Consider the following 16,333-nt stretch of genomic DNA (forward strand, 5'->3'; position numbering starts at 1 on the left):
AGCGTCATGATGAGTGTCGATGAAAAACGTATTCGCGAATTTGCCTACCAGATCTGGGAGTCTGAAGGTAAGCCTGTAGGCGAGGAAGAGCGCCACTGGGACATGGCCCGCAAGCTGGCCGAGGCCGAGGCGCTGGCGCCAAAGGCTGCGCCGCGCAAGAAGGCCGCCGCCAAGCCCAAGGTCGCGGCGGCGCCAAAAGCACCTGCCGAGCCCAAGGCTGCGGCGCTGCCAGGGGTGAAACCGGCCGCTGCGAAAAAGCCCAAAACGGTGAAGAAGCCGGCTGCTGGCTAAGCCGGTCCCGGCCCTATCGCCGGCAAGCCGGCTCCCACAAAGATCTCAAAGACCCTGGGATTGCGGTGGCAGCCGGCTTGCCGGCGATGGGGCCGCGACTGAAGGACCATCCGCCCCCTTCCCTACGGCCATCCGAGGACCGCCATGAGCCCCCGCATTCCCAAGAAAACCCGCTCCATCGCACCATCCCGCCTGCGCGAGGGCATGCCCTTCCCGCTCGGCGCCACCTGGGATGGGCTGGGGGTCAACTTCGCCCTGTTCTCAGCCAACGCCACCAAGGTCGAGCTGTGCCTGTTCGACTCCACAGGCGAGCAGGAACTCGAGCGCATCGAGCTGCCGGAGTACACCGACGAGATCTACCACGGCTACCTGCCTGACGCCCACCCAGGCCTGGTATACGGCTACCGTGTCTACGGCCCCTACGAGCCAGAGAACGGCCACCGCTTCAACCCCAACAAACTGCTGATCGACCCCTACGCCAAGCAACTGGTCGGCAGCCTGAAATGGTCCGAGGCACTGTTCGGCTACACCATCGGCCATCCCGACGGCGACCTGTCGTTCGACGAGCGCGACAGCGCGCCCTTCGTACCCAAATGCAAAGTCATCGACCCGGCCTTCACCTGGGGCCGCGACCAGCGCGTACAGATCCCTTGGGAGCGCACCATCCTCTATGAAGCGCATGCCCGCGGCATCAGCATGCGCCACCCTGCCGTGCCGGAAAAACTGCGCGGCACGTTCGCCGGCCTTGCCAACGACGAGTTGCTCAAGCACATCAAGGACCTTGGCGTTTCAAGCATCGAACTGTTGCCGATCCACGCTTTCGTCAATGACCAGCACCTGCTGGACAAAGGCCTGAACAATTACTGGGGCTACAACAGCATCGCCTTCTTCGCCCCGCACCCGCGCTACCTGGCCAGCGGCAAGATCGCCGAGTTCAAGGAAATGGTCGCGCACCTGCACGACGCCGGCCTCGAAGTGATCCTCGATGTGGTCTACAACCACACCGCCGAGGGCAACGAGCGTGGCCCGACGCTGTCCATGCGCGGTATCGACAATGCCTCGTACTACCGGCTGATGCCCGATGACAAACGCTATTACATCAACGATTCCGGCACCGGCAACACCCTGGACCTCAGCCACCCGTGCGTGCTGCAACTGGTGACCGACTCGCTGCGCTACTGGGCTGGCGAGATGCATGTGGACGGCTTCCGCTTCGACCTGGCGACCATCCTGGGCCGTTACCACGACGGCTACAGCGAACGCCACGGGTTCCTCGTCGCCTGTCGTCAGGACCCGATGCTCAGCCAGGTCAAGCTGATCGCCGAACCATGGGACTGCGGCCCAGGTGGCTATCAGGTGGGCAACTTCGCACCGGGCTGGGCGGAATGGAACGACCGCTTCCGCGACACCGTGCGCGCCTTCTGGAAAGGCGACGAAGGCCAGCTGGCCGACTTCGCCTCGCGCATGACCGCCTCGGGCGACATGTTCAACAACCGCGGCCGGCGCCCTTATGCCTCGGTCAACTTCGTCACTGCCCACGACGGTTTCACCCTGCGCGACCTGGTGTCGTACAACGGCAAACACAACGAAGACAATGACGAGAACAACCAGGACGGTACCGACAACAACCTGTCGTGGAACTGCGGCGCGGAAGGCCCCACCGACGACCCTGAAATCAATGCTCTGCGCATGCGCCAGATGCGCAACTTCTTCGCCACCCTGCTGCTGGCCCAAGGCACCCCTATGATCGTCGCTGGCGACGAGTTCAGCCGCACCCAGCACGGCAACAACAATGCCTACTGCCAGGACAGCGAGATCGGCTGGGTCAACTGGGACCTGGACGAAGAAGGCAAAGGTCTGCTGGCCTTCGTCAAGCGCCTGACCCGCCTGCGCCTGGCCTACCCGGTGCTGCGCCGCTCACGCTTTCTGGTCGGCGACTACAACGAGGCGATCGGGGTCAAGGACGTGACCTGGCTGGCGCCCGACGGCAGCGAGATGAGTGTGGAGCAGTGGGAAGACCCGCATGGGCGTTGCCTGGGCATGCTGATCGACGGCCGCGCCCAGGTCAGCGGCATCGCCCGGCCGGGTTCGGAGGCGACGGTGCTGCTGATCGTCAATGCGCACCACGATGTGGTGCCGTTCCTGCTGCCGACGGTACCGGACGGTGACTACTGGAGCTGCCTGGTGGACACCGACCGGCCGGAACTGCGCAAAGGGCAACACTTGCCATTCGACAGCACGTTCCAGGTCCAGGGGCGCTCGTTGCTGCTGATGGTGCTGCAGCGCGAGGAGGACTGAACCGGGGTTGGCTCAACCGGCCCTGGACCGAACGGATCTCAGGGCCGGCTGCGCCTGGCCACCTTGGACGCACGGCTCGCACCCGGCGTAACAGCGGCGCTAGCAATGTTTCGGCATAGCCAGGGTGCAGGAAATAGCGAACGCCGCTATGCGCGTAGTGTTTTCGCCAGAAATCATGATGTTAACTCTGCGCCCTGAAGCTCCCCGCCTGTTTAACACTTTCTTGACGCAAGCCCTTACCTCTCCTTAGCTAAAGATTATCTAGTCGTAAAAAAATTGCGCCGGGCCTTTAGCTCGCGCCTTCGTGCGTGCTTGAGAAAGCTGGCGTACTGGTTTGGGTCGCCCTGTGTTTAGCCGTACAGCTCGTGACAACAGGCCAGGTCCTTGGGCTGTACAACAAAAACACAGGAGATCCGCCATGAAAAGCACCTCGAACCCGTTGCGCTTCGACCGTATTTTCTACGCGGTTTCCACGTCGATGCTTCTGGCAACCCCGGTGGAAACCTTCGCCTCCCCATTGCTGGACGACCCCAGCTCACCCCTGTTCCTGCAGCAGCCGGCAATGGCCCAGCTGTCGCTTGACCCCGTCAGCGCCAGCGGCCTGAGCCTGGGTACACTGACAGCCTTCAGCAACAAGATGGCCGAACGCCATGGCCCGCTGGCGCCCGACCTGATAGCCAGCCAATGGGCGCAGTTTTTCCCGGGCACACCTCGCCCGGGTGCGCAGGCCCCCGAGCAGCTGGAAGCACCCAGCCAGCAACTGACGATTGGCCCGGACCTGTTCGTGCGTGAAACCAGCGGCGGCAATGTGCACCGCGCGGGCATTTTCGTGGGGCATAACAATCTGCAAAGCAGCTTGAAGGGCAGCCGTGTGATGCTCGGCGACAAGCAGCGCAATGCAGTGAACCTCAGCGGCGAGAGCCTGGGGGTGTACTGGAGCATGACCCATGATCAGGGCTGGCACGTGGACGCTGTAGCCATGGGCACGCGCATCGATGTGCTGGGCCGGGGCGAAACGGGCCAGCGGGTGAACGACAGCGGCCATGCGATGACCTTTTCCGTGGAAGGTGGTTACCCGATCCGCCTGGGTGGCAGTTGGGTGATCGAACCCCAGGCACAGTTGATCAACCAGCAGTTCTTCCCTGGCAACCAGGTGCAGGAAGAGACGCTGCAGGCGTTCGACAGCCAGCCAACCTGGAGCGGCCGGGTCGGTGCCAAGTTGTCCGGGCGCTACGAAGTGCGGGGCATGCCCATCGAACCCTATGTGCGGACCAACGTCTGGTATGACTTCAGCGATGCCGACGAGGTTAAGCTGGACCAGGTCGACAAGATATCCGGCTCGCGCTATTCGACCACGGTGGAACTGGGGTTGGGCCTGGTGGCGCGGGTGACACCTTCCATGGCGTTGTTTGTCAGCGCCGATTACAGCAGTGATGTGGATGACAACGATCTGAATGGGTTGATCGGCAGCCTGGGGGTCAGGATGCGCTGGTGATCAGTGTGGCCTCTTCGCGGGACAAGCCCGCCAAGAGGCCAACTCAGGCCCAAGGATCAGGCGGGTTTCATCACCAGTACACCCAGCGGCGGCAGGTTCAGGGCCAGCGACAGCGGTTGCCCGTGGCTGGCGACCTCGTCACTCTCCACCGCGCCAAGGTTGCCCACATTCGACCCGGCATACAGCTCGGCGTCGCTGTTGAGCAGCTCTTGCCAGCGCTCACCGAACGGCACGCCGATCCGGTACCCCTCGCGCGGAACCGGGGTGAAGTTGGCCACCACCAGCAATGGCTCACCGTTGCTGCTCCAGCGCAGCCAGGCATACACACAGTTTTGCGCGTCATCACCGATCAGCCACTGGAAACCTTGCGGCTGGCAATCTTGCTCATGCAATGCCGGCAGGTCACGGTACAGCCGATTCAGGTCACCCACCAGGCGTTGCACGCCCTGGTGCTCGGGGTACTGCAGCAGGTACCAGTCCAACTGGTGGTCATGGTTCCATTCCCGCCATTGGCCGAACTCACAGCCCATGAACAACAGCTTCTTGCCCGGGTGAGTCCACATGAAGGTCAGGTAAGCCCGCAGGTTGGCGAACTTCTGCCAACGATCACCGGGCATCTTGTCGATCAGCGAATGCTTGCCGTGCACCACTTCATCGTGGGAAATGGGCAGGATGAAATGTTCGGAATAGGCATAGATCAGTCCGAAGCTCATCTCGTTGTGGTGATAGCTGCGGTGCACCGGGTCGTTCTGGATGTAGTGCAGGGTGTCGTGCATCCAGCCCATGTTCCACTTGTAGGCGAAGCCCAGGCCACCTTGCTGGGTGGGCTGGCTGACACCCGGCCAGGCGGTGGATTCTTCGGCGATGATCAACGCGCCCGGCGCTTCATGGGCGGCCACACCGTTGAGGTGGCGGATGAAATCGATGGCCTCCAGGTTCTCGCGCCCACCATGGCGGTTGGGCACCCATTCGCCAGCCTTGCGCGAATAGTCGCGATACAGCATCGAGGCCACCGCATCGACCCGCAAGCCATCGATATGGAAGTGCTTGAGCCAGTGCAGTGCCGAAGCCAGCATGAAACCGCGTACTTCGTTGCGGCCCAGGTTGTAGATCAACGTGTTCCAGTCCTGGTGGAAGCCCTCCAGGGGGTTGTCGTACTCGTAAAGAGCGGTGCCGTCGAAGCGCGCCAGGCCATGCTCGTCCGTTGGGAAATGCGCCGGCACCCAGTCGAGAATTACACCGATACCGCCCTGGTGGCAGGCGTCGATGAACGCGGCAAAGTCTTCTGGCGTGCCGTAGCGCGAGGTCGGCGCGAACATCGACAAGGGCTGGTAGCCCCATGAGCCACCGAACGGATGCTCCATGATCGGCAGCAACTCGATATGGGTGAAGTTGAGCTTCTGCACATAGGGCACCAGGCGCTCGGCCAGTTCGCGCCAATTGTAGAAGCGCGACACTTCACCCAAGTCATCCAGCTCGCACTGCCAGGAGCCTGGGTGCAGTTCATAGATCGACAGCGGCGCACTGTAGGCATGGCGCTGGGCGCGGTGTTCCATCCACTCCTGGTCTTGCCATGAATGGCTGAGTTCGCCGGCCACCTTCGATGCGGTGCTGGGCGGCAGCTCAGTGGCGCGGGCAAGCGGGTCGGCCTTCAGCGGCAGCACGCCCTCCTTGCCCAGCACCTCGAATTTGTAGGTTTCGCCTACGCCCAGGCGCGGCACGAACAGTTCCCACACCCCGGCACTGTGCCGTAGGCGCATCGGGTGACGACGGCCGTCCCAATTGTTGAAGTCGCCCACCACCGACACGCGCCGCGCATTGGGCGCCCATACCGAAAAGCACACGCCATGGACGCCGTCGACCGCAATGGGCTGGGCGCCGAAGCGCCCGGACAGGTCGCGGTGATTGCCCTCGGCAAACAGGTGCAGGTCCATGTCGCCCAATTGCGGGCCGAAGCTATACGGGTCTTCGGTCACCTGCTCGCCACCGGCCCAGCCGATCTGCAACAAGTACGGCTGTGCATCATCCAGGTGCGCGGTAAACAACCCGGGCAGGCTGCCCTGCTGCATGTCAGCAAGCACACGCCCGTCATCGCGGGCCAGCACCCGGGCGCTCAGGGCAGCTGGCAGAAAAGCGCGGACCCACAGCCCGCCCGCGCCATCGCCATGGGGGCCAAGTACTGCAAAAGGATCGGCGTGCTCGGCGCGGGCAAGGGCATCGAGCTCCCGCTGCCGAAGGCCACCGTTATCACGCGTGGTTGCATTCATCTATGACTCTCCCCAGGTACTGATCAATCCATGCAAGCCATGCAAAGGCACGGCCAGCCAACTTGGCCGGTTTTCGGCTTCATAAGTAATCTCGTAGGCGGCCTTTTCCAGGCAGAACAGTTCCAGTGCGGCGCGTTCGCCCTCGGCCTGTTGCCAGGCGTGAGGCATGGCGGCGGTGGCCAGGCCATAGGCTTCGACGAAGGCGTGGCGCGACTGGTGCAGGTACTGCCGGGCGACCCGCTGACGAGCCTGCCGTGCCGCCTCGGAAGCGTCTACCGCCGAGGCGCTGCGCAGGATCATCGCAGCAGCATAGTCGAAGGATCGCAACACGCCGCTGACATCCTTGTACGGGCTGTGCTTGGCCCGCCGCTCTTGCAGCGCACGCGAAGGCTCGCCTTCGAAATCGATGAGGTAGGCATCCCCTTGCACCACCAGCACCTGACCCAGGTGCAGGTCGCCGTGAACCCGCATCAGCAGGCCACCCTGGGCCTGCCTGGCCAGGTTTGCGATGTGCTGGGCAAGGCCTTCACGTTGCTGTTGCAGGTCGTCGACCAACGCCTGGCTGTCGTTGTCCAGGTTGTCGCGGTGCTGCGCCAGCAAGTCCAGGGCATGGCAGAGCTCGCTGCTGATCTGTTGGGCCCAGCGCTCGCTGTCTTCACCATCGCTGCTGCGCGGCCGGAAGGCGGGGTCGTCGGTCGGGGCGGCCAGCAACAGATGCATCTCGCCCAGACGCTGGCCAAGCAAGGCAGCAAAACCGTTGAGCTCGGCCAGTGCGTCGGTATGCGCTTCACCATCGTTGCTGGATGGCTCCATCTCGTCGCGGATGGCCCGCTCCAGCGTGTTCTGGGTCCAGGCCCAGGCGTCGCCCTGGTTGCTCAGGTAACCCTGGGCGATCATCAGCAGGTGCGGGGCCTGCGCCTCGTCCACGCGGCTGACCCAGGCCAGCAGCGGCGAAATGTTGGCGAACCCGGCGGCGGTGAGGTAGGCGCTCATTTCCAGCTCCGGGTGAACCCCCGGGTTGACCCGGCGGATCAGCTTGAGCACTACGCGATCGCCCACTACTACCGAACTGTTGGACTGCTCGGCGCTCAGGTAGCGCACAGCGCTGTCTTCATCGAGGCCCAGGCCGGCCAGCGGTTCGGTGCAGTGGAAGCGCAACTCGCCCTGGCCATTGCCACAGGGCAGGCGCAGGCCGTCCTGGCAGGCGCGCAGCACAGCGCGAATGAAGGGTTCGAGCACAAAGGCATCGGTGATCAGGCCCACCTGACGGCCACGGCGTACCCGCGACAGCGCCAGTTGTTGCGGCAACGCGCTGCTGATCTGGTCTTCAGGCAGCAGCCCGAACGGCAACTGGTAACGGTTGGCCACGCCATCGCCCAGCACTTCGATTTCGCTGAGCAGCACGGGTGTCGTGGCGGTGCCCAAGCGCACGCCGTAACACAGGCGCACCTGGTCGACAGGCCCTTCCTTGCCGGCGAACCAGCGCCGTTTGGGCAGGTATTGCGGCAGGATCGCGTCTTGCAATGTATCGCTCGAAGGCGTTTCCAGCAGCTCTTCCATGCGTTTGCGCAGCACTAGCGTAGTCAATTCCGGCAACCCCTCGGTAGCTTGAACATGCCAGCTGGGCATGCGGTCGTGCGCTGCCAGCAAGAACCAGTAGAAGGCATAAGGCGGCAACGTCAGCAGGAACGGCAGCTGGCCGATCGGCGGGAAGGCGCTGCCGCCGAGCATCTCCACTGGCACCTTGTCGGCGTACTGGGACAATTCAAGTTCTGCGGCCTGCGCCGCACGCGACACATTGGCAACACACAGAATGACTTCGCTGTTGCCCTCGGCATCGGTGTACTCGCGGATGTACGCCAGGATGCGGCGATTGCTCGGGGTGAGCGTACGCAAGGTGCCGCGGCCGAAGGCTTTCTGCTGGTTGCGCACCGCCAGCAGGCGGCGGTTCCAGTTGAGCAGCGAATGCGGGTCGTGGGCCTGCGCCTCGACGTTGACAGTCTGGTAGCCGTACAGCGGGTCCATGATCGGCGGCAGTACCAGGCGCTGCGGGTCGGCCTTGGAGAAACCGCCGTTGCGGTCCGGCGACCACTGCATGGGGGTACGCACACCGTCACGGTCGCCCAGGTAGATGTTGTCGCCCATGCCCAGTTCGTCACCGTAGTACAGGGTCGGCGTGCCGGGCATCGACAGCAGCAGGCTGGTGAGCAGCTCGATGCGCCGGCGGTCGCGTTGCAGCAACGGCGCCAGGCGGCGGCGAATACCCAGGTTGATGCGCGCGCGACGGTCTTGGGCGTAGTAGTTCCACAGGTAATCGCGCTCGCGATCGGTGACCATCTCAAGGGTCAGCTCATCGTGGTTGCGCAGGAAGATGGCCCACTGGCAATTGGCCGGAATTTCCGGGGTCTGGCGCAGGATGTCGGTAATTGGGAAGCGGTCTTCCATGGCCAAGGCCATGTACATGCGCGGCATCAGCGGGAAGTGAAAGGCCATGTGACACTCGTCGCCATCGCCCTCGCCAAAGTACGGGCGCGTGTCCTCGGGCCACTGATTGGCCTCGGCGAGCAGCATGCGGTCGGGGTAATTGGCATCGATCTCGGCACGAATCGCCTTGAGTACCTCGTGGGTCTCGGGGAGGTTCTCGTTATTGGTGCCATCGCGCTCGATGAGGTAGGGGATGGCGTCCAGGCGCAAGCCGTCGACGCCCAGGTCCAGCCAGAAGCGCATCACCCCGATCACGGCCTTGAGCACTTGCGGGTTGTCGAAATTCAGGTCCGGCTGGTGCGAGTAGAAGCGGTGCCAGAAGTACTGGCCGGCCACCGGGTCCCAGGTCCAGTTGGACTTCTCGGTGTCGAGGAAGATGATCCGCGTACCGTCGTATTGCTGGTCGTCATCCGACCACACGTAGAAGTCGCGGGCCTTGCTGCCGCGCTTGGCATGGCGGGCGCGCTGGAACCAGGGGTGCTGGTCGCTGGTGTGGTTGATGACCAGCTCGGTAATCACGCGCAACCCGCGCTTGTGCGCCTCGGCGATGAAACGCTTGGCATCGGCCATGCTGCCGTAGTCGGGATGTACGGCTTTGTATTCGGCGATGTCATAACCGTCGTCGCGCCGTGGCGAGGGGTAGAACGGCAACAGCCAGAGGGTGTTGACGCCCAGGTCGGCGATGTAGTCGAGCTTGCTGATCAGGCCGGCGAAGTCACCGATGCCGTCGTTGTTGGCATCGAAGAACGACTTGATGTGCAGCTGGTAGATCACGGCGTCCTTGTACCACAACGGGTCGTCGAGGAAGGCTGCCGGGCGGGAACGCTTGGCCATGTGCGACTCCTTTCAATTGCGGGTTCAGCGCCGCCCAGGGGCTTATCGGGCCTTTTCTATGCGCCAGATACCAAATGGCTGATGCCACGGTTCGATACGCATCCATTGGGTCTTGCCATGCCAGGTCCAGCGGTGGCCGTTCATCAGGTCTTCGCCCAGGGTGTCGGCGTCATCGTCCAGCCCCAGCTCCCACAGCGGCAGTTCGAAGCTGGCCTCCTGGGCGTTGTGCGGGTCGAGGCTGACCGCTATCAGGATGTAGTTGTCGCGCTCGGGCGTGCGCTTGGCGAAATACAGGATGTTGTCGTTCCAGCAGTTGAAGAACGCCACGCCCAGGTGCGTCTGCAGGGCACGGTTCTGCCGGCGGATGCGATTGAGTTGGGCGATTTCGGCAATGATGTTGCCGGGCTGGGTGAAATCGCGCGGGCGGATCTCGTACTTCTCCGAATCCAGGTACTCTTCCTTGCCCGGCAGGGGTGTGCCTTCGCACAGCTCGAAGCCCGAGTACATGCCCCATAGCCCCGACCCCATGGTCGCCAGCGCGGCGCGGATCAGAAACCCCGCACGGCCACTGGTGTGCAGGAAGAACGGGTTGATGTCCGGCGTGTTGACGAAGAAGTTGGGCCGGTAGCACAGGCTCCAGGGCGGCTGATTGAGCTGCTCGAAATACTCGCGCAGTTCCTGTTTGGTATTGCGCCAGGTGAAATAGGTGTAGCTCTGGGCGTACCCCACCTTGCCCAGGCGCGCCATCATCGCCGGTTTGGTGAAGGCTTCAGCCAGGAAGATCACGTCCGGGTACTGGCTGCGCACATTGGCGATCAACCATTGCCAGAACGGCAGCGGTTTGGTGTGCGGGTTGTCGACGCGGAAGGTCTTTACCCCCTCCTCGACCCAGCCCACCACCACATCGCGCAGGGCCAGCCACAGCGACGGCACGGCGTCAGCGGCGTAGAAATCGACGTTGACGATGTCCTGGTACTTCTTCGGCGGGTTTTCGGCATAGCGGATGGTGCCGTCGGGGCGCCAGCTGAACCAGCCGGGATGTTCCTTGAGCCACGGGTGGTCCTGGGAGCACTGGATGGCGAAGTCCAGGGCGATCTCCAGCCCGTGCTCGGCGGCGGCGGCCACCAGGCGGCGGAAGTCCTCCCGGGTGCCCAGCTGCGGGTGTATGGCATCGTGCCCGCCCTCGGGGCTGCCGATGGCGTAGGGGCTGCCCGGGTCGTTGGGCTCAGCACGCAAGGCATTGTTGCGGCCCTTGCGGTGCTGCTTGCCGATCGGATGAATGGGCGGGAAATACAGCACGTCAAAGCCCATGTCACGAATCACCGGCAAACGCTCGTGCACGTCGTTGAAGGTACCGTGGCGCTCAGGGCTGTCGGTGATCGAACGCGGGAACAGCTCATACCAGCTGGCGAACTGCGCGGCCGGGCGGTCGACATCGACCGGGAATTCGCGGCTGCAGGTGAGGTAGCTGCGGTGCTCGGCCTCGGTCATCAGGCGCGACGCCTGCGCATCCAGCAGCAGCGCCACCTGGTCAGCCTGGGCCAACGTGGGCAACTGAACCTGCAGTGCCTCGATCTGCTTGCGCAGTTCGCCCTCGCTGCGCTCTGCGCCTTTGCCGAGCAGCTGGCGGCCCTCTTCCAGTTCCAGTTTCACGTCGACGCCGGCGTGGAACTTCTTCTCCAGGTCGTGGCAATAAGTGGCGAACGGATCGATCCAGGCCTCGATACTGAACAGGTGCGGGCCGAGTTCGGTGGGGGTGAATTCGGCCAGCCACAGGTCGTTGCCCGGCGAATGCATGGGCACGCAGTGCCAGCGCCGGCCATGGGCCTGCCGCCACTTGAGCATCACAGCCAGGCGATCGTGGCCATCGCTGTAGACCTTGCTGCTGACTGCAACCGGCAGGCCGCTGATGGCCTTGACGGCGAAACCGCCACCGTCAAGTGCGGGCTGGGTATCCTCGATCACGATGCGCGGCGCCAGCAGCGCCTGGGACAGGCTGATGGCCTGGTCGGGGTGATCGTTCGCCATCGGTACGCTTTCGAAGGGCTCGTTGCGCGACATCGGTCCTGGCTCCCTGTTGGCATTGGCGGTAAGGGTTCAGAGCCATCGTCCACGCAGGGGGTTCAAAAAAATTGAGCAAACGGCGCAGCCACGTATCAAAGCCTGCACCACCCTCTCATTCACCCTGCGAGGTCAGGCCATGAACATTCCCATTCCACCAGAGACACCCGACCCCAACATCGACGACCCGAGCCTGCCGCCGCCCGTGCCGGAAGAGGACCCGGACGAGCTGCCGATCAAGCCGACCGAGCCGCCGACGGTCGGCGACCCGCCGAGCCAGGAGCCACCGGTGAAGGCTTAAGGGTAGACCACGCCACCTGATATTTTTGCCAGTAGCGGTGTGGGCGGATTGATTCGATGATGGGCCCCCAATTTTTCAGAACACTCACTATTGGGATAATCCTTGGTGCCACACTCATCTCCAGCCTATAGAACTTTGCCGCTTGAAGTGCGCGACACATGCTATGCGCTGACTGCGCAGGTGAGCGAGTGGGCCGCTGTGCCAATTACCCCAAGAGGCCTGGACGATGAAAAGACACTTTTACCGTAACGCCACATATATTACAACGCTTAGCCCTACACAGACTTCCTACATCTTGAGGAATGAAACAGTTATTTCGGCCTATAGAAAAAACAAAGAAATACATCTATTGGCCTGCGACCCACATAACTCCCCCATCAGCGACAGCACCTCAACAATACGGAATTTAGTAGCTTACGATGCATACGGGCATAGCCCTTTGGATGAAGTACAACCTGTCGCATTCAACGGTGAGTATTTCGACGCCATCAGTTCGCAATACTGGTTAGGCATGGGGTATCGGTCTTATCTCCCTACTCTACGCAGGTTCACCTGCCCTGATGACTTCAGCCCTTTCGACAGGGGTGGTGTTAATGCTTACGCATTTGTGTCCGGTGACCCTACAAACTTTAGTGATCCCAGTGGGCGCTGGCGCACCCGCAGTCTTAATTCAAGGCCGGTATTGATCACCGACGGTACGATGATAGCACTGGGCAAAGTCGTCGATAATCAAAGTGGGTACAACCGAGCACTACTGGTAGGCTACAACACCGATGGCATGACCTATATTAAAGGTCATGGCGATAGAAGCTTAGGCACGATTGGTGGATACAAGCCCCGTCAAGTACTGCAAAAGATGCAGGACGCCAACCTTGAGCTAACTGACGGCCCTATACACTTGCATAGCTGTAAAGCCGGAAGAAGGGGAGGCTATACCGGCTGGTCGAAACCCGTCGGGCAAACAATGGCAAACTTGACCGGGCGCCCAGTATATACCTATAAAAAGAATGTCTCCCGGACACACCACATTGACGGGGAGTTTCTAAACATAGAAACAAATCCGGAAATCAAAAACCCCAAGCCGATCGTTTTTTACCCAGAAAAACCAGGCTTATTGAGTAGACTACTATCGGTTGTCAGAAAAAATAAAAATTAGTCAATTCCGCCAGCAGTACAGTGGATGGCAAGGCTCCTCAGGTTGTTCGAAGCACTTAAAGCGGGGCAACCCGAGGAGCATCACTCTCAAGTCGCCACGATTTCTGCCACACTGACCTCTCGCATCCGGAACTTCTGCACCTTACCCGTCACTGTCATGGGGTACTCATCGACAAAGCGGATATGCTGCGGCACTTTGAAGTGTGCGATGTGCGCCTTGCACCAATCCCGCAGTTCTTCGACGGTTGCACTGTGCCCAGGGTGCAGCTTGATCCAGGCCACAATTTCCTCGCCATACCTATCGCACGGGATGCCGATCACCTGGGCGTCCGCCACTGCAGGGTGGGTATAGAAGAACTCCTCGAGCTCGCGCGGATAAATGTTTTCGCCACCGCGAATGATCATGTCCTTGTTGCGCCCGACGATGCGCACATGGCCATCTTCATCCATCACCGCCAGGTCACCCGAGTGCATCCACCCTGCAGGATCGATGGCATCCGCCGTGGCCTGCGGGTTGTCCCAGTAACCGAGCATCACGCTGTAGCCACGGGTGCACAATTCGCCGATCTCGCCCCTGGGCACGATGCAGCCGTCGGCATCCACCAGTTTGGTCTCCAGCTGGGGCTGGGTGCGGCCAACCGTGGTCACGCGCAGCTCCAGGTCATCGTCGGGGCCGGTCTGCAGGGACACCGGGCTGGTTTCGGTCATGCCATAGGCAATTTGCACCTGGGCCATGTGCAGTTGGTCGATGACCCGGCGCATGACCTCGATCGGGCAGGTGGCACCGGCCATGATGCCGCTGCGCAGGGTCGAAAGGTCCAGGTGCTGGCGCGACGGGTGGTCGAGCATGGCGATGAACATGGTCGGCACGCCATAGAGGATGCTGGCGCGCTCCTCGGCGACCGCACGCAGAGTGAGCTCGGCATCGAAGGCGTCGCTGGGGTAGATCATGGTGCTGCCATGGGTGATGCAACCAAGGTTGGCCATGACCATGCCGAAGCAGTGGTACAGCGGTACCGGGATCACCATGCGGTCGGTGCTGGTCAGGCCCAGACTTTCGCCAACCATGAAACCGTTGTTGAGGATGTTGTAATGACTGAGCGTCGCCCCCTTGGGCGCGCCAGTGGTGCCGGAGGTGTACTGGATGTTCACCGGCTGATCGAACTGCAGGCTGCGCTGGCGGGCCTGATAAGCCTCAACAGCCGTCTCCCCTGCCCGCTCGCCAAGCGCATGCCACGCCAGAAAGCCTGGGGGCGGGTTGCCGGCCAGGCTGATCACCCCGCGCAGCTCGGGCAGGCGCTCGCTGGCCAAGTCACCGGGCACCACTGCAGCCAGCCCCGGTATCAGCTCCTTGACCATGGCATGGTAATCGGACGTCTTGAAGGCATCGGCGCACACCAGCCAGCGGCAGCCGGACTGGCGCAACACGTACTCCAGCTCGCCCACCCGGTAGGCCGGGTTGATATTGACCAGAATCGCACCGACCTTGGCGCTGGCCAGCTGCAGGATGCACCACTGGGCGCAGTTGGGTGACCAGATGCCGACCCGGTCCCCCCTGTCGACACCCAAGGCCATCAACGCCCGGGCATGGACATCGACCTGTTCGGCCAACTGCTGCCAGGTGAAACGCAGGCCCTGCTGGCGCACCACCAACGCTTCGCCATCGGCGTAACGGGCCACGGTCGCATCGAAGGCCTGGCCAATGGTCAGGGTCAGCAAGGGTTGGTCCTGACGACCTTGGGTGTAGCTGGGTTGACTCATGGGTGTCCCTTCTTGTGGTTGTTCTGGGCACGGCTCAAGCAAGCGACAAATACTGTGGCGCAGATTTACGTTTACGTAAAGGTGATGACCGGATTGACACCGGCGGACCGCAGGTTTACGTTAACGTAAAGGTGAAAACGACATAGCGCTCATAGCCAATGGCTACCGCTTGCTGAGCTACGGTGTTTCCTAATTTCAAGAACAAGAAGGTGCCCCATGCATTACCCCTCCCTGAACTTCGCCCTGGGCGAAACCATCGACATGCTCCGTGACCAGGTGCGCACCTTCGTCGCCGCCGAGCTGGCGCCACGCGCCGCGCAGATCGACCACGACAACCTGTTCCCTGCCGACATGTGGCGCAAGTTTGGCGACATGGGCCTGCTGGGCATCACGGTACCGGAAGAATACGGCGGCGCCGGCCTGGGCTACCTGGCCCACGTGGTGTCGATGGAAGAAATCAGCCGTGGCTCAGCCTCGGTGGCGCTGTCCTACGGCGCCCACTCCAACCTGTGCGTCAACCAGATCAACCGCAACGGCACCCATGAGCAGAAGCTCAAGTACCTGCCCAAGCTGATCAGCGGTGAGCACATCGGCGCGCTGGCCATGAGCGAGCCAAACGCCGGCTCCGACGTGGTGTCGATGAAACTGCGCGCCGAAAAGCGCGGCGACCGCTACGTGCTCAACGGCAGCAAGACCTGGATCACCAATGGCCCGGATGCCAACACCTACGTGATCTACGCCAAGACCGACCTGGACAAGGGCGCCCACGGCATCACAGCGTTCATTGTCGAGCGCGACTGGCAAGGCTTCAGCCGCAGCAACAAGTTCGACAAGCTGGGCATGCGCGGCTCCAACACCTGCGAGCTGTTCTTCGATGACGTCGAAGTGCCGGAAGAAAACATCCTCGGCCAGCTCAACGGCGGCGTGCGCGTACTGATGAGCGGCCTGGACTACGAGCGCGTGGTGCTCTCCGGTGGCCCCACCGGCATCATGCAAAGCTGCATGGACCTGGTGGTCCCCTACATCCACGACCGCAAGCAGTTCGGCCAGAGCATCGGCGAGTTCCAGTTGATCCAGGGCAAGATCGCCGACATGTACACCCAACTGAACGCCAGCCGCGCCTACCTGTATGCCGTGGCCCAGGCCTGCGACCGTGGCGAGACCACACGCAAGGACGCCGCCGGGGTGATCCTGTACACCGCGGAGCGCGCCACGCAGATGGCCCTGGAAGCGATCCAGATCCTCGGCGGCAACGGCTACATCAATGAATTCCCGGCGGGCCGCTTGCTGCGCGACGCCAAGCTGTACGAGATCGGCGCCGGCACCAGCGAAATCCGCCGGATGCTGATCGGCCGCGAACTGTTCAACGAAACCCGCTGAGCACAA

Annotated in this window: 10 protein-coding genes; 6 read left to right on the plus strand and 4 right to left on the minus strand. The window is 62.3% G+C overall.

The genetic code is table 11. The annotated features are described in order from the left end of the window. The first annotated feature begins 6 nt into the window (after positions 1-6). The 3 genes from BLX42_RS18085 to BLX42_RS18095 all read left to right on the plus strand — a co-directional run bounded on the left by BLX42_RS18085 (position 7) and on the right by BLX42_RS18095 (position 4,084). Positions 7-291 carry a DUF2934 domain-containing protein gene (locus tag BLX42_RS18085; RefSeq protein WP_046787285.1) on the plus strand — a complete coding sequence of 95 codons (285 nt, stop codon included), beginning with the start codon at positions 7-9 and terminating at the stop codon, positions 289-291. A gap of 144 nt (positions 292-435) precedes the next feature. Then, complete coding sequence (gene glgX / locus BLX42_RS18090; RefSeq protein ID WP_046787286.1) at positions 436-2,589, plus strand: glycogen debranching protein GlgX; 2,154 nt, start codon at positions 436-438, stop codon at positions 2,587-2,589. A 418-nt stretch (positions 2,590-3,007) separates the two neighbouring features. Further along, on the plus strand, positions 3,008-4,084 hold the full coding sequence (locus tag BLX42_RS18095; RefSeq protein WP_046787287.1) for an autotransporter outer membrane beta-barrel domain-containing protein: 1,077 nt from the start codon (positions 3,008-3,010) through the stop codon (positions 4,082-4,084). Positions 4,085-4,140: 56 nt separating this feature from the next. On the opposite strand, the gene glgB is transcribed toward BLX42_RS18095, so the two are convergent. Genes glgB through BLX42_RS18110 form a run of 3 tightly spaced genes read right to left on the minus strand, consistent with a single transcriptional unit; the run spans position 4,141 to position 11,730 of the window. Beyond that, complete coding sequence (gene glgB / locus BLX42_RS18100) at positions 4,141-6,351, minus strand: 1,4-alpha-glucan branching protein GlgB (RefSeq protein ID WP_046787288.1); 2,211 nt, start codon at positions 6,349-6,351, stop codon at positions 4,141-4,143. After that, on the minus strand, positions 6,352-9,669 hold the full coding sequence (gene treS, locus BLX42_RS18105; RefSeq protein WP_161872311.1) for a maltose alpha-D-glucosyltransferase: 3,318 nt from the start codon (positions 9,667-9,669) through the stop codon (positions 6,352-6,354). A gap of 42 nt (positions 9,670-9,711) precedes the next feature. After that, positions 9,712-11,730, minus strand: a complete 2,019-nt coding sequence (locus BLX42_RS18110) for an alpha-1,4-glucan--maltose-1-phosphate maltosyltransferase (protein ID WP_161872312.1) — start codon at positions 11,728-11,730, stop codon at positions 9,712-9,714. 139 nt (positions 11,731-11,869) lie between these two features. Between BLX42_RS18110 and BLX42_RS26570 the strand changes: the two genes are divergently transcribed. After that, positions 11,870-12,031: a hypothetical protein gene (locus BLX42_RS26570; RefSeq protein WP_012313715.1), complete on the plus strand. Its 162-nt coding sequence runs from the start codon at positions 11,870-11,872 to the stop codon at positions 12,029-12,031. Positions 12,032-12,257: 226 nt separating this feature from the next. Continuing rightward, entirely contained in the window at positions 12,258-13,187 is a 930-nt protein-coding gene (locus BLX42_RS18115; RefSeq protein ID WP_161872313.1) for an RHS repeat-associated core domain-containing protein, read from the plus strand. An 86-nt stretch (positions 13,188-13,273) separates the two neighbouring features. Here the strand turns inward: BLX42_RS18115 and BLX42_RS18120 are convergent, their stop codons facing one another. Beyond that, on the minus strand, positions 13,274-14,947 hold the full coding sequence (locus BLX42_RS18120; protein WP_161872314.1) for an AMP-binding protein: 1,674 nt from the start codon (positions 14,945-14,947) through the stop codon (positions 13,274-13,276). 216 nt (positions 14,948-15,163) lie between these two features. Between BLX42_RS18120 and BLX42_RS18125 the strand changes: the two genes are divergently transcribed. Then, entirely contained in the window at positions 15,164-16,327 is a 1,164-nt protein-coding gene (locus BLX42_RS18125) for an isovaleryl-CoA dehydrogenase (RefSeq protein ID WP_012313713.1), read from the plus strand. The last annotated feature ends 6 nt before the right edge of the window (positions 16,328-16,333 follow it).

It is taken from the genome of Pseudomonas sp. SG-MS2 (genome assembly GCF_009933855.1).
GTDB lineage: Bacteria > Pseudomonadota > Gammaproteobacteria > Pseudomonadales > Pseudomonadaceae > Aquipseudomonas > Aquipseudomonas putida_E.

Coding starts and splice junctions, on each gene's coding strand:
- BLX42_RS18085 (WP_046787285.1), top strand. CDS start 7: ATGATGAGTGTCGATGAAAAACGTATTCGCGAATTTGCCTACCAGATC.
- glgX (WP_046787286.1), top strand. CDS start 436: ATGAGCCCCCGCATTCCCAAGAAAACCCGCTCCATCGCACCATCCCGC.
- BLX42_RS18095 (WP_046787287.1), top strand. CDS start 3,008: ATGAAAAGCACCTCGAACCCGTTGCGCTTCGACCGTATTTTCTACGCG.
- glgB (WP_046787288.1), bottom strand. CDS start 6,351: ATGAATGCAACCACGCGTGATAACGGTGGCCTTCGGCAGCGGGAGCTC.
- treS (WP_161872311.1), bottom strand. CDS start 9,669: ATGGCCAAGCGTTCCCGCCCGGCAGCCTTCCTCGACGACCCGTTGTGG.
- BLX42_RS18110 (WP_161872312.1), bottom strand. CDS start 11,730: ATGTCGCGCAACGAGCCCTTCGAAAGCGTACCGATGGCGAACGATCAC.
- BLX42_RS26570 (WP_012313715.1), top strand. CDS start 11,870: ATGAACATTCCCATTCCACCAGAGACACCCGACCCCAACATCGACGAC.
- BLX42_RS18115 (WP_161872313.1), top strand. CDS start 12,258: ATGAAAAGACACTTTTACCGTAACGCCACATATATTACAACGCTTAGC.
- BLX42_RS18120 (WP_161872314.1), bottom strand. CDS start 14,947: ATGAGTCAACCCAGCTACACCCAAGGTCGTCAGGACCAACCCTTGCTG.
- BLX42_RS18125 (WP_012313713.1), top strand. CDS start 15,164: ATGCATTACCCCTCCCTGAACTTCGCCCTGGGCGAAACCATCGACATG.